The following is a 12747-nucleotide window of genomic DNA, read 5'->3' as shown; positions in this document are numbered from 1 at the left end:
AGGTGACTGTTGTTCAGAAGTGTGATATTCCGATCTTCCTCCGCCTTGCGATCGCACGCACCAGGCCCCACCGGCCCCGCCCTTCGGGCGGCCGGAGCTACTTTGACGACACTCCCTAGGCCGGCCAGGCCAGCAGCGCCCGCTCCGCGACCGCCTCCAGCTCCTCCCGGGTCGCCCCGTCGCGCGACTGCTGGGACATCCCCTGAAGCACGGCACCGGCATAACGGGCCAGCGCCCGCGCGTCCGTGTCGGCGGGCAGCACGCCGGCGGCGACGTCCGCCCTGATCCGGCTCTCGAACATCGCCAGGTTGGCGTTGCGGCGTTCGCGCAGGGCCTCGGCCACCTCGGTCGAGGTGGTGTTGGTCGCCGCGCTGATCACCATGCAGCCCGGCGGATGGGCCGGGTCGGTGTAGACCTCGGCCGCCTCGCGCAGGATCCGGCCGACGGCCGCCCGGGCGGTGGGCTCCTCGGCGAGCGCCACGCTCGCGAAGTCCCCGTACCGGCCGCCGTACACCACCACGACCTCGTCGAAGAGCTTGCGCTTGTCCCCGAAGGCCGCGTAGAGGCTGGGGGCACCGATGCCCAGAGCCGCGGTCAGGTCGGCGATGGACGTCGCCTCGTAGCCGCGCTCCCAGAACGCCAGCATGGCCTTGTCCAGGGCGGCGTCACGGTCGAAGGAACGGGGCCTGCCGCGCTGTCCGGTCACCATGCACGCATTCTATAGCGGTCGCTAGGAAACCTGGTACGGTCCCTTCTGTAGCGACCGCTAGTAAATTCTGAAGGGGGGCGCGTCATGGGCGTGCTCAAGGGGAAGACGGCACTGATCACGGGCGGCAGCCGGGGCATCGGACGGGCCGTCGCCGAGCGGCTGGCGCGGGACGGAGCGCTCGTCGCGGTGCATTACGGGCGCGGCGAGGCGGCCGCCAAGGAGACCGTCGCCGCGATCGAGGCCGCCGGGGGCCGGGCCTTCGCCGTCGGCGCGGAGCTGGGGGTTCCGGGGGACGCGCAGGCGCTCTGGGCGGCGTACGAGGCGCATCCCGCGCACACGGACGGCGTCGACATCCTGGTGAACAACGCCGGAGCGGCGGCCTTCGCCGGCATCGAGGGGACGGACGAGGAGACCTACCGGCGGATCCACGCGCTGAACGCCCAGGCGCCGTTCTTCGTGATCAAGTACGGGCTGGACCGGCTGCGGGACGGCGGCCGGATCGTGAACGTGACCGGCACGCCCCACATCGCGCTGCCCGACATCCTGGCCACGATCATGGCCAAGGGCGCGGTGAACGCGCTGACCGTGTCGCTGGCCGCCGCGCTCGCGCCGCGCGGGATCACGGTCAACTCGGTCGGCCCCGGCATCACCGAGACCGAGCTGAACGCGGCCTGGCTGGCCGACCCGGCCGCGCGGGCGCACGCGGCCTCGCGGTCCGTCTTCGGCCGGGTGGGCACGGCGTCGGAGGTCGCGGACGTGGTGGCCTTCCTGGCCTCGGCGGACTCCCGTTGGGTGACGGGCCAGCACCTGGATGCCACGGGCGGCCTCCAGCTGGCGCTGCTGTAGGCCGCGTCGACGCCCCCCGGGCCCTGGCGTAGAGCGCGGCGTGGTCGGAGCTGCCCCGCCCGGCCAGCGGCACGAACCGCGGCCGACGTGCGGCGACGGCCCGGGCCGTCTTCGCGACGGGGTCGGCGCCGTCGTCGAGGAGGCGCCGCCAGACCTCGGGCTGGTGGCCGATCTCTGCGGCCATCATGCTGCCGGGCCGTTCCATGCCGGGCATGCGTTACCTCCGCGGACGAGGGCTGCGACGCGCCTCCCAGTGTCCCCCCGGCCGGGCCCCGGCGCCGCTCGGGCCCGGGAGGCCGGACGGGGCTGCCCGGATCACCATGGAGGGGACGAGAACCCCGCCGAACGGCACCGGGCTCTGCTAGATTGGTCTATACCACAGATGCCCACACTTCTCTCAGATCGGCAGGCCCCGCGTGGAAGTTGTCATCGTCCCGGACGCCAAGGCAGGCGGCGAGCTCATCGCGGAGGCCATGGCCGCCCTGGTCCGCCGCAAGCCCGACGCCCTACTCGGCGTGGCGACCGGCTCTACCCCGCTGCCCGTCTACGAGGCCCTCGCCGCCAAGGTCAAGGCCGGCCAGGTCGACGCCTCCAAGGCCCGGATCTGCCAGCTCGACGAGTACGTCGGCCTGCCGGCCGGACATCCCGAGTCCTACCGCGCCGTCGTGCTCCGCGAGGTCGTCGAGCCGCTCGGCCTGTCCGAGGCCTCCTTCATGGGCCCGGACGGCTCGGCCGATGACATCGTCGCCGCGTGCGACGCGTACGACCGCGCCCTGGCCGAGGCCGGCGGCGTGGACCTCCAGCTGCTGGGCATCGGCACGGACGGCCACATCGGCTTCAACGAGCCCTGCTCCTCCCTCTCCTCCCGCACCCGGATCAAGACGCTGACGGAGCGGACCCGCGTGGACAACGCGCGCTTCTTCGACAACGACCTGGACCAGGTGCCGCACCACGTCATCACCCAGGGCATCGGCACCATCCTCGACGCCCGCCACCTGATACTGCTCGCCACCGGCGAGGGCAAGGCCGAGGCCGTCGCGCAGACCGTCGAGGGCCCGCTCTCCGCGCTGGTCCCGGCCTCCGCGCTGCAACTGCACCGGCACGCGACCGTCGTCGTGGACGAGGCCGCCGCCTCGAAGCTGAAGCTGGCGGACTACTTCCGGCACACGTACGCCAACAAGCCGTCCTGGCAGGGTCTGTAGCGGTACCCGTAGGACCACGAAGGGGCCGGACTCCGTCAGCGGAGTCCGGCCCCTTCGTCTGCGCGGGGTCCGGTGCGGAGCCCCGGCAGCGGCGCCGCGGGCGCGCTACACGCCCGCGATGACCTCGGCCGCGGCGCGGCCGCAGACCCGGGCCGCGCCGTGCGTCGCGATGTGGAGGGCTCCGCGGGGCTCCGCCCGGGGGAGGCCCATCTCGACCACCACCGTGTCCGGCCGGGCCGCGACCAGCGCGTCCAGGACCTCGGTCATCCACGGGTGCCGGTGCGCGTCGCGGACCACCGCGACGACCGTACGGTCCCCCGCCGCCGCCAGTACGTCCCCGGCGGCGGCACCCCGCGGGTACACGCCCGACCGGGTCCCCGGAACCAGCTCGGCCAGCTCCGCGGCCACCCCCCACGGGGTCTCGTCACCCACGGCGATGTTCGCGACGGGCGCGAGCGTGGCGACGTACGGGGCGCGGACGGGAGCCGACGAGCCCGACACGACCACCGCGCGGCGGGCGGCCGTCAGGCCGATGCCGGACGCGCGGCTCCCCTCCGGTCGCGCCTCCCGCCCGGCCTCGCGGGTCCACCGGGCCAGTGCCCGTACCCGCGCGGCGGCGTCGGCGAGCCGCTCCTCGGGCAGGGAGCCGTCACGTACGGCCGCGACCAGCGCGTCGCGCAGCCGCAGCACGGTGGCCTCGTCGGCGAGTCCGCCGCCGACACAGATCGCGTCGGCGCCGGCCGCGATGGCCAGCACCGAACCGCGCTCGATGCCGTACGTCCCGGCGATGGCGTTCATCTCCATGCCGTCGGTGACGATGAGGCCCTCGTAGCCGAGCTCCTTGCGCAGCAGGCCGGTCAGGATCTGCGGGCTGAGCGTGGCCGGGCGGGTCGGGTCGAGGGCGGGCACCAGGATGTGCGCGCTCATCACGGCCTTGGTGCCGGCTTCGATGGCCGCCTTGAACGGGATCAGCTCGCGTGCCTGGAGGGTGTCGAGGTCCGCGTCGATGCGGGGCAGCGCGTGGTGCGAGTCGACGTTGGTGTCGCCGTGGCCCGGGAAGTGCTTGGTGCACGCGGCGACGCCGGCGGCCTGGAGGCCCTCGACGTAGGCGGCGGTGTGCCGGGCGGTGAGGTGGGTGTCGGCGCCGAAGGAGCGGACGCCGATGACCGGGTTGTCGGGGTTGGAGTTGACGTCCGCCGAGGGGGCCCAGTTGAGGTTGACCCCGCACTCGGCGAGCCGGCGGCCCAGCTCGCGGGCGACGTCGCGGGTCAGCGCGGTGTCGTCGACGGCGCCGAGCGCCAGGTTTCCGGGGAAGGACGAGCCGCCGCGGACTTCGAGGCGGGTGACGTCGCCGCCCTCCTCGTCGATGGCGACCAGTACGTCGTCCCGTTCGGCGCGCAGCTGCGCGGTGAGGGCGGCGAGCTGCTCGGGCGAGGCGATGTTGCGGCCGAACAGGCCGACGGCGGTGAGGCCTTCGCCGACCTGGCGGAGCAGCCAGGCGGGGGCGGCGGTGCCCTCGAAGCCGGGCTGGAGGACCGCGAGGGCGTCGCGGGTCACGCCGTCTTTTCCATCAGGCGCGGTCGATCGGTGCGCAAGGACAGTCATGGGTGCCGTTATCCCTTCACGGCGCCGGCGGTCATGCCGCCGACGGCCTTGCGCTGCAGGAAGATGAAGATCAGCAGGACCGGGACCGCGAACAGCGAACAGGCGGCCATGGTGGCGCCGTAGTCGTTGCCGAAGGCGGTCTTGAACTGGGTCAGCCACAGCGGCAGGGTCTGCGCGGTCTTGTCCTTGTTCAGGATCAGGACCATCGCGAACTCGTTCCAGGCGGTGATGAAGCCGAAGAGCGAGGTGGACATCAGGCCGGGGGCCAGCAAGGGGAAGATCACCTTGCGGAAGGCCTGGCCGCGGGTGCAGCCGTCGATCTGGGCGGCCTCCTCCAGCGTCACCGGGACGGCGGCGATGAAACCGCGCAGGGTCCAGATGGTGAAGGGCAGCACCATCACGAAGTAGATCGCGGTGAGCAGCGGGAGGCTGTTCAGCAGCTCGGAGTCACGGGCGATCATGTACATCGCGATGACCATGACCTCCCAGGGGGCCATCTGCGCGAGCATCACGCCGAGGACGAGCCCCTTGCGGCCCTTGAACCTCATACGGGCGATGGCGAAGGCTGCGGCGAGGGCGACGAGCAGGGCCAGCAGCACGGCGCTGACGGTGACCAGGATGCTGTTCTGCACGTACGTCCAGAACATGTCGACGCCGGTGGCCTTGCCGAAGTTGCGAGTCGTCGGGGTGAAGACGAAGACCGGGTCCTTGGTGAGGATCTCGCTCGACGGCTTGAGGGCCGAGGAGAACATCCAGTAGACCGGGAAGACGAAGACGACGGCCAGGAGCAGGGCGCCGAGGTTCTTGGCGACGGTTCCGGGGCGGACCGGGCGGCGCTTGCGCAGCTGCTGGGCCGGCTGCGCGGCCGGGGCGGACGCCGCGGGCTTCGGGGCGGTGGTGGTGCTCACTGCTCCTCCTCCTGCTTCAGGATCAGGCGGAAGTAGAAGGACATGACGATCACGAGCATCAGGATCGTCAGGACGGAGATCGCGGCGGCGAGGCCGTAGTGGAACTGGCTCTGGCCCTCGACGTACGCGAAGACCGGGAGGATCTCGGAGGCGCGGTCGGGGCCGCCGAAGTTCATCGCGTAGACCTGGGTGAAGGCCTTGAAGACCCAGATCACCTCGAGGAACGTGGTGATGAGGAAGAAGGGCTTGAGGTTCGGGAAGACGACCTTCCAGAACGTCTGCCAGCCGTTGGCGCCGTCCATCCGCGCGGCCTCGTAGAGCTCGGCGCTGACGGTGGTCAGTCCGGCGTACATGTTGAGGGCGACGAAGGGGATGGAGCCCCAGACCACCAGGAGCGTGACGATCACCAGGGTGGAGAAGCCGGTCTCGAACCAGTTGTGCTGGTCGTAGCCGGAGAAGCCGAGCGTGCGCATCACCCAGTTCATGACGCCGAACTGCTCGTCGAACAGCCACAGGAAGACGTTCACGGAGGCGACGATCGGCATGGCCCAGGCCATCACCAGCGCCATCGACAGGACCAGGCGCATCCACTTGCCGAGCCGGTTGAGCAAGATGCCGATGAGGCTGCCGATCGCCATGATCAGCACGACGTTGGCCGCGGTGAAGGCGAAGCTTCGGACGACCACGGTCCAGAAGTCCGGGTCGGTCAGCGCCTGGGTGTAGTTGCCGAATCCCGCGAAGGGGTACTTCCGCTGGATGAACTCGATCTTGTTGATGTCCTGGAAGGACAGGATCACGTTCTTGATCAGCGGATACAGCAGCAGGATCGCGAGGCTGAGCACCGCGGGCCCGATCAGCACGTAGGGCAGCCACCCCGAGGGGAGCGATGCGCGTCCCCCGCGAGGGGACTTGGGGCCGGGGGCGGCCGTGCCGGCCGGCTCCTTCGGCGGCCTTCCGGCGGACTTCGGTGGTGCGTCCTGTGGAGCGCTGGTCGTCGCTCCCTGGGAGTGCACGGTCATGGCTGGCTTCCTCGCGGTTGACTGTGGAGTCAAATGCGCGACCGGGGGCGTGCCGGGCGCTCGGGCGCCTGGCACACCCCCCGGTGCGTTCACACTGCTGGGTGCTGCGGTACTGCGGGTGCTGCGGTGTTGCCGGTGCTGCGGGTGGGGTTACTTGTTGATGCGGCTCGCGATTTCCTTGTCCGCGTCCGCGCCCGCCTTGGCGGCGTCCTCACCCTTCAGGACCTTGGTCATGAACTCCTTGATGGGGTTCGGCTCGGTCTCGACGTTCGCCCAGCCCGCGGTGACCGGGGTGATCTTGCCGGCGGCGGCGGCCGTGGCCATCGCCTCGGCGAAGGAGCCGGCCGGGGCCGCGAAGTTGGCGGCCTGCTGGTTCGGGAGCAGCGCGCCCTCGGTGGCGGCGGCGTACTTCGTCATCTGGTCCTTGCCTGCGGCGAGGGCCAGCCACTCCTTGGCGAGCTCCTTGTTCTTGGAGCGCTCGGCCACGGCGAGGTTCGAGCCGCCGAGGAAGACGGAGCCGGGCTTGTCAGCGGTCTTGCCCGGGATCGGGAAGTAGCCGAAGTCGCCTTCCTTGCCCGCTTCCTTCATGGCCTTGAGCGCACCCTGGGCCTCCCAGCCGAGACCGATCCAGGAGGAGACGCCACCCTTGGGGATGATGTCGGTGGACTGCTGCGGGGTGGCCTCGTCCTTGTCCTTGGGGGCGGTGGAGAAGGACTGGAGCTTCTTGTAGAAGTCCATGGCGGAGGCCGCCTGCGGAGTGCTCAGCTGGCCCTTCCACTTGCCGCCGTCCTTGACGGCGAGGTCGCCGCCCTCGTCCCAGACGAAGCCCGCGAGGATGTACCAGCTCTGGCCGGGGAGGTAGATCGGCTGCGAGGCCGGGTCCGAGGCCTTCAGCTTCTCCAGGCCGGCCACCCACTCGTCGCGGGTCTTCGGCGGGGTGATGCCGGCCTTCTCGTACGCCTTCTTGTCGTAGACGACGACGCGGTTGGCGGCGTACCAGGGAGCGGCGTACAGCTTGCCGTCGACCTCGGCCGAGGAGAGCATGCCCTTGCCCCAGGCGCCCGCGCCCAGCTTGGACTTGTCGCCCGTGAGGTCGGCGAGGCCGCCGGTGACCGCGTATCCGACGGTCTGGGTGTTACCGAGCTCGATGACGTCCGGCGGGGTGTTCTCGGAGAGGGCCGTGGTGACCTTCTCCTGAATGCCCGTCCACTTCTGCTCCTCGACCTTGACCGTGACACCGGGGTGCTTGGCCGAGAACTCCTTGTTGACCTCGTCGAGCCAGGCCTTCGGCGCGGAGCCGTCCATCACCCAGACGGTGATCTCCTTGGCGCCACCCGCGTCGGTCTTCGCCTTGTCGTCGCCGCCGTTGCCGCATGCCGCGACTCCGACCATCATGCCCGCGACACTGACCGCCGCGATGAGCTTGCGCTTCACGCCACCCTCCTCAGGGATGCTGCCTGCAACTTCCCTCGCCCGCCGCGGTGACATAAGCACCAAGTACTGCCCGTGGGCCGGGATCTGATCCGGATTGGTTTAGACCAGTAACGGGAGCTTGGCCTAGACCTTTAGGGGTGTCAAGGGTCTAATGAGCGGGTGCTCGGTCCGTTATCGGACCGACACCTGGGGGAGGGAGGAGGCCTGCCCTCCCGCCCGTGTCACGATGTGACCGCACATATCGGAGGAGCCGGTGACGGCAGCGAAACTGGAGTCGGGAAGGCGGGCGGCGATGGCCACCGAAGGGGCGACCACGGAGCCGGAAGGCGGGGCAGCCACTCGCACCGCGCGTGTGCCCAAGTACTACCGACTCAAGCGCCACTTGCTCGACATGACCGAAACGCTCCCCCCCGGCACACCCGTGCCGCCCGAGCGCACGCTCGCGGCCGAGTTCGACACCTCGCGGACCACCGTCCGGCAGGCCCTTCAGGAGCTCGTCGTCGAGGGCCGGCTGGAACGGATCCAGGGCAAGGGAACCTTCGTCGCCAAGCCGAAGGTGTCCCAGCCGCTCCAACTCTCCTCGTACACTGAGGACATGAGGGCCCAGGGACTCGAACCGACGTCCCAGCTCCTCGACATCGGCTACGTCACGGCGGACGACACCCTGGCCGGGCTGCTGAAGATCTCCACCGGCGGACGGGTCCTGCGCATCGAACGGCTGCGCCTGGCCAGCGGCGAGCCGATGGCCATCGAGACCACGCACCTGTCGGCCAAGCGCTTCCCCGCGCTGCGCCGTTCGCTGGTCAAGTACACCTCTCTCTACACGGCCCTCGCCGAGGTGTACGACGTACGGCTCGCCGAGGCCGAGGAGACCATCGAGACCTCGCTGGCCACCCCGCGCGAGGCCGGACTGCTCGGCACGGACGTCGGACTGCCGATGCTGATGCTCTCCCGCCACTCGCTGGACGCCGATGGCGAACCGGTCGAATGGGTGCGATCGGTATATCGCGGCGACCGTTACAAGTTCGTTGCCCGTCTCCAGCGACCTGCTGTGTGATCAACGGTTGACTCCCGTTCGACCTGCGGTGGACGCTCATACCGCTATACGGACGGGGGCTTCCATCCAGCGGTCGAGCCCCCGTAGATTCCCTGCGCTCACGCAGTGATCAACGAGGGGACGAGGATCATGCCGGAACCTGAGGCAACAGGGACAGGTCGAGACAAGGCGAGTCCAGGCGTCGAGCCGGACTCGCCTTCTCCGTCGGGTTCGGCGGGGAGGCTCTCACCGCAGTCGATCGCCCTGTGGGCGCTCGTCGCCCTCGTCGGAGCCGTCGGCTGGGGCGTGCTGGCGCTGTCCCGGGGCGAGGAGATCTCCGCCGCCTGGCTGCTCGCCGCCGCGCTCGGCTCGTACGCCATCGGCTACCGCTTCTACGCGCGGTTCATCGCCCGGCGCGTACTGAAGGTCGACAAGACGCGGGCCACCCCCGCCGAACGCCTCGACAACGGTGTCGACTTCCATCCCACCGACCGGCGGGTGCTCTTCGGGCACCACTTCGCCGCCGTCGCCGGCGCGGGCCCGCTGGTCGGCCCCGTGCTCGCCGCGCAGATGGGTTACCTGCCGGGCACCATCTGGATCGTCGCGGGCGTCATCTTCGCCGGTGCCGTGCAGGACATGGTGACGCTGTTCTTCTCCACCCGGCGCGACGGGCGTTCGCTCGGGCAGATGGCCCGCGACGAGATCGGCCCCGTCGGCGGAGCCGCCGCCCTGGTCGCCGTGTTCGCCATCATGATCATTCTGCTGGCGGTGCTGGCCCTGGTGATCGTCAACGCGCTGGCGCACTCCCCCTGGGGCGTCTTCTCCATCGGCATGACCATCCCGATCGCCCTCTTCATGGGCGTCTACCTGCGCGTGCTGCGGCCAGGGCGGGTCACCGAGGTCTCGGCCATCGGCGTCGCGCTGCTCCTGCTCGCCATCGTCGCGGGCGGCTGGGTCGCCGAATCCTCCTGGGCGGACACCTTCACCCTGGAGAAGGAGACGCTGGTCATATGGATGATCGTGTACGGCTTCGTCGCCTCGGTGCTGCCGGTGTGGATGCTGCTCGCACCGCGTGACTACCTCTCCACCTTCATGAAGGTCGGCACCATCGCGCTGCTCGCGCTGGGCGTGGTCATCGCGATGCCGACCCTGAAGATGCCCGCCGTCACCGACTTCGCCACGCGCGGCGACGGACCGGTCTTCGCCGGTTCGATGTTCCCCTTCGTCTTCATCACCATCGCCTGCGGGGCCCTGTCCGGCTTCCACTCCCTGGTCGCCTCGGGCACCACCCCGAAGATGATCCAGAAGGAGACCCAGGTCCGGGTCATCGGCTACGGCGCGATGCTGACCGAGTCCTTCGTCGCCATCATGGCGATGATCGCGGCCTGCATCATCGAGCCCGGTCTCTTCTTCGCGGTGAACTCCCCCGGCGGCGTCATAGGCACCACCGTCGAGTCCGCCTCGCAGGCCGTGACGAACTTCGGCTTCGCCATCAGCCCGGAGGCCCTCGCGCAGGCCGCGAAGGACGTGGAGGAGAGCAGCCTGCTGTCCCGTACGGGCGGTGCGCCGACCTTCGCGCTCGGCATGTCCGAGATCTTCTCCGCCGTGATCGGCGGGACCGCGATGAAGGCCTTCTGGTACCACTTCGCCATCATGTTCGAGGCCCTCTTCATCCTGACGACGGTCGACGCGGGCACCCGCGTCGGGCGGTTCATGCTCCAGGACACCCTCGGCAACGTGCACAAGTCCTTCAAGGAGGTCAGCTGGAAGCCGGGCGTGTGGCTGGCGAGCGCGGTCGTCGTCGGCGGCTGGGGCTACTTCCTGTGGGTCGGCGTCAAGGACCCGCTGGGCGGCATCAACCAGCTCTTCCCGCTGTTCGGCATCGCGAACCAGCTGCTCGCGGCGGTGGCCCTGGCCGTCTGCACGACCCTGCTGATCAAGTCCGGACGGCTCAAGTGGGCCTGGATCACGGGTGTTCCGCTCGCCTGGGACGTGGCCGTCACCCTCACCGCCAGCTACCAGAAGATCTTCTCCGAGGACGTGAAGGTCGGCTTCTTCGCGCAGCGCGAGAAGTACCAGACCGGCATCGACGCCGGGAAGGTGCTGCCGCCCGCCAAGAACATGGACGACATGCACACCGTGGTCACCAACGCCACGGTCGACGGCGTCCTGTCGGTGCTGTTCGCGGTCCTGATCATCGTGGTGCTGGCGGACGCGGCCCGGACCTGCTTCAAGGCCATCAGCAACCCGGAGTCCGTGAAGCTCTCCGAGGTCCCGTGGACCGAGTCGAAGATCGTCGCCCCGGCCGGTCTGATCGCGACGGCCGAGGAGAAGGCGGAACTCGCGACCGCCGGCCTCGACTCGGGCGGCGGCCGGGCGAAGGAGCCGGTGTCGTCATGAGCCTGCGCAGCGTCCTCGCGCGAGCCCGGTTCTACGTACGGGAGTTCTCGGGGGAGGCGGCCTACGACCGGTACGTCGCCCACGCCCGTTCCCACGCCCCGGACGCGGAGGTCATGACCCGCCGCGCCTTCGAACGCGAGCGCACGGACGCCCGCGAGGCGAACCCCCGCGAGGGCTTCCGCTGCTGCTGAGCCCATACGTACGCAGGGCCCCCGCCCATCCTGGGCGGGGGCCCTGCGGCGTGCTCAGCGCACCCAGTCCTTGAGGGGCTCGGTCTGGAGGGTGATGCCGACGGGTTCGGGAAGCTTGACTTCCTTGCCGAAGGGAACGGTGCGCACAGTCTCGTAGCGGTCGCCATCCGGGTCGCTGTGGACGAGAACCTGGCACTTGAGCCGGTCGATGAGGAGGTAGACGGGGATACCGGTCTGCGCATAAGCGCGCGGCTTCTCGATCCGGTCGCGCCGCTCGGTGTCGGAGTCCCACGTGGTCACCTCGACGGCCATCAGGATCGGGCTCGGATCCACCCAGTGGCCCTGTCCTACGAACGCGTCCTCGTGCGCCAGAACCCCGTCCGGAATGGCGCGGCCCTCCCGGTACTGTTCTGCCTTGATCCCCCGCCCTGGGTGCAGCCAGAACTCCGGGTGGTGCTGCACGCAGATCCGCGTCAGCCACAGAATGACCCGCCCGTGGTCCCCGTCCGGCATGGCCTTGCTCCTCAGCACCCCACCGATGAATTCCAGTCGCAGCCCCTCCGCCTCGCGGGCCGCTGTGCGGGCCAGGTGCTCGAACTCTTCGATCGTCATGTGGGGCCGGTCGGTCATCACGGTCATGCCTCGCTCACCTTCTTCGACGGTGCTCTCCGACGATAGCGCCGACGACCGACACCCGTCCGGCACACTCGACCGCATGGACATCTTGATCAGGCCGGCAGTGCCCGCCGAATACGAAGAGCTGGGCGAGCTCACCGCGCAGGCGTACTTGGGCGACGGGCTGCTGACCTCCGGCGAGGCGTACTACGCGGGCGTGCTGCGCGATGTCGCCGGCCGGGCCGCCGATGGGGAGGTCCTCGTCGCCGCGTACGAGGGCACCGTGCTCGGCGGCGTGACCTTCGCCCCGCCCGGGAGCCCGCTGGCCGACATCGCCGGGCCGGGCGAGGCGGAGTTCCGGATGCTGGCCGTTTCCCGCGAGGCCCGCGGGCGGGGCGTGGGCGAGGCCCTGGTCCGCGCCTGCGTGGCCCGCGCCCGGCAGTTGGAGGGCGTCACGCACCTGGTGCTGTCCACCCAGCGCGGCATGACCGGCGCCCAGCGGATCTACGAACGGCTCGGCTTCGTCCGTACTCCGGAGCGGGACTGGGCCCCGGTTCCGGGGCTGACGCTCCTCACGTACCGACTGGAGCTGTAGCCGCGCCGACACAACATGTGGGGGGTCACGCAAGCGGGCGCCCCCACATGTATGCTCAAGGCTGCTGTCGCCGCAGGGGAATCCGGTGCGAATCCGGAACTGTCCCGCAACGGTATGAAGTGCACCCCTTCGTGCACCCGCAAGTCCGAGGACCTGCCGACAGCGCGCCCGGCTCGACCGAACCGGG

At 70.1% G+C, this 12747-nt stretch carries 12 protein-coding genes and 1 riboswitch; of the genes, 6 read left to right on the top strand and 6 right to left on the bottom strand.

Annotation, left to right across the window (positions count from 1 at the left end; translation table 11 throughout):
* Positions 1-115 precede the first annotated feature (115 nt).
* A complete protein-coding gene (locus ACWDYJ_RS30130) occupies positions 116-709 on the bottom strand; it encodes a TetR/AcrR family transcriptional regulator (protein WP_451568747.1) in 594 nt (197 codons plus the stop codon).
* A gap of 84 nt (positions 710-793) precedes the next feature.
* Between ACWDYJ_RS30130 and ACWDYJ_RS30125 the strand changes: the two genes are divergently transcribed.
* Both ACWDYJ_RS30125 and nagB read left to right on the top strand, forming a co-directional pair.
* Complete coding sequence (locus ACWDYJ_RS30125) at positions 794-1555, top strand: SDR family oxidoreductase (protein ID WP_451568746.1); 762 nt, start codon at positions 794-796, stop codon at positions 1553-1555.
* Between the two features lie 416 nt (positions 1556-1971).
* Positions 1972-2757, top strand: coding sequence for a glucosamine-6-phosphate deaminase (gene nagB / locus ACWDYJ_RS30120; RefSeq protein WP_451568745.1), 786 nt, complete (start codon positions 1972-1974; stop codon positions 2755-2757).
* A gap of 105 nt (positions 2758-2862) precedes the next feature.
* Here the strand turns inward: nagB and ACWDYJ_RS30115 are convergent, their stop codons facing one another.
* From ACWDYJ_RS30115 to ACWDYJ_RS30100, 4 genes are all read right to left on the bottom strand, one after another.
* Positions 2863-4362 carry a glycoside hydrolase family 3 protein gene (locus ACWDYJ_RS30115; protein ID WP_451568744.1) on the bottom strand — a complete coding sequence of 500 codons (1500 nt, stop codon included), beginning with the start codon at positions 4360-4362 and terminating at the stop codon, positions 2863-2865.
* A gap of 8 nt (positions 4363-4370) precedes the next feature.
* On the bottom strand, positions 4371-5207 hold the full coding sequence (locus ACWDYJ_RS30110) for a carbohydrate ABC transporter permease (RefSeq protein ID WP_451568750.1): 837 nt from the start codon (positions 5205-5207) through the stop codon (positions 4371-4373).
* A 59-nt stretch (positions 5208-5266) separates the two neighbouring features.
* Positions 5267-6289: a carbohydrate ABC transporter permease gene (locus ACWDYJ_RS30105; protein ID WP_451568743.1), complete on the bottom strand. Its 1023-nt coding sequence runs from the start codon at positions 6287-6289 to the stop codon at positions 5267-5269.
* A 150-nt stretch (positions 6290-6439) separates the two neighbouring features.
* Positions 6440-7723: an extracellular solute-binding protein gene (locus tag ACWDYJ_RS30100; RefSeq protein WP_451568742.1), complete on the bottom strand. Its 1284-nt coding sequence runs from the start codon at positions 7721-7723 to the stop codon at positions 6440-6442.
* 292 nt (positions 7724-8015) lie between these two features.
* Here ACWDYJ_RS30100 and ACWDYJ_RS30095 point away from each other — a divergent pair, with 292 nt between their 5' ends.
* The 3 genes from ACWDYJ_RS30095 (at position 8016) to ACWDYJ_RS30085 (ending at position 11350) form a co-directional block, all read left to right on the top strand.
* The gene (locus ACWDYJ_RS30095) at positions 8016-8780 is read left to right on the top strand and encodes a GntR family transcriptional regulator (RefSeq protein ID WP_451568749.1); all 765 of its coding nucleotides are present in this window, start codon (positions 8016-8018) and stop codon (positions 8778-8780) included.
* A 129-nt stretch (positions 8781-8909) separates the two neighbouring features.
* Positions 8910-11159, top strand: coding sequence for a carbon starvation CstA family protein (locus tag ACWDYJ_RS30090; RefSeq protein ID WP_451568741.1), 2250 nt, complete (start codon positions 8910-8912; stop codon positions 11157-11159).
* Entirely contained in the window at positions 11156-11350 is a 195-nt protein-coding gene (locus ACWDYJ_RS30085) for a YbdD/YjiX family protein (RefSeq protein ID WP_451568740.1), read from the top strand. The genes ACWDYJ_RS30090 and ACWDYJ_RS30085 overlap by 4 nt, the downstream gene beginning before the upstream one ends.
* A 54-nt stretch (positions 11351-11404) precedes the next feature.
* Here the strand turns inward: ACWDYJ_RS30085 and ACWDYJ_RS30080 are convergent, their stop codons facing one another.
* The gene (locus ACWDYJ_RS30080; RefSeq protein WP_451568739.1) at positions 11405-11989 is read right to left on the bottom strand and encodes a Uma2 family endonuclease; all 585 of its coding nucleotides are present in this window, start codon (positions 11987-11989) and stop codon (positions 11405-11407) included.
* 76 nt (positions 11990-12065) lie between these two features.
* Here ACWDYJ_RS30080 and ACWDYJ_RS30075 point away from each other — a divergent pair, with 76 nt between their 5' ends.
* Entirely contained in the window at positions 12066-12560 is a 495-nt protein-coding gene (locus ACWDYJ_RS30075) for a GNAT family N-acetyltransferase (protein WP_451568738.1), read from the top strand.
* A gap of 41 nt (positions 12561-12601) precedes the next feature.
* Positions 12602-12735, top strand: a riboswitch (cobalamin riboswitch).
* Positions 12736-12747: the final 12 nt, after the last annotated feature.

Source organism: Streptomyces sp. NPDC003042 (genome assembly GCF_053591315.1).
Note: the sequence above shows the minus strand (reverse complement) of the source record. Positions and strands in the feature narration are given on the sequence as shown.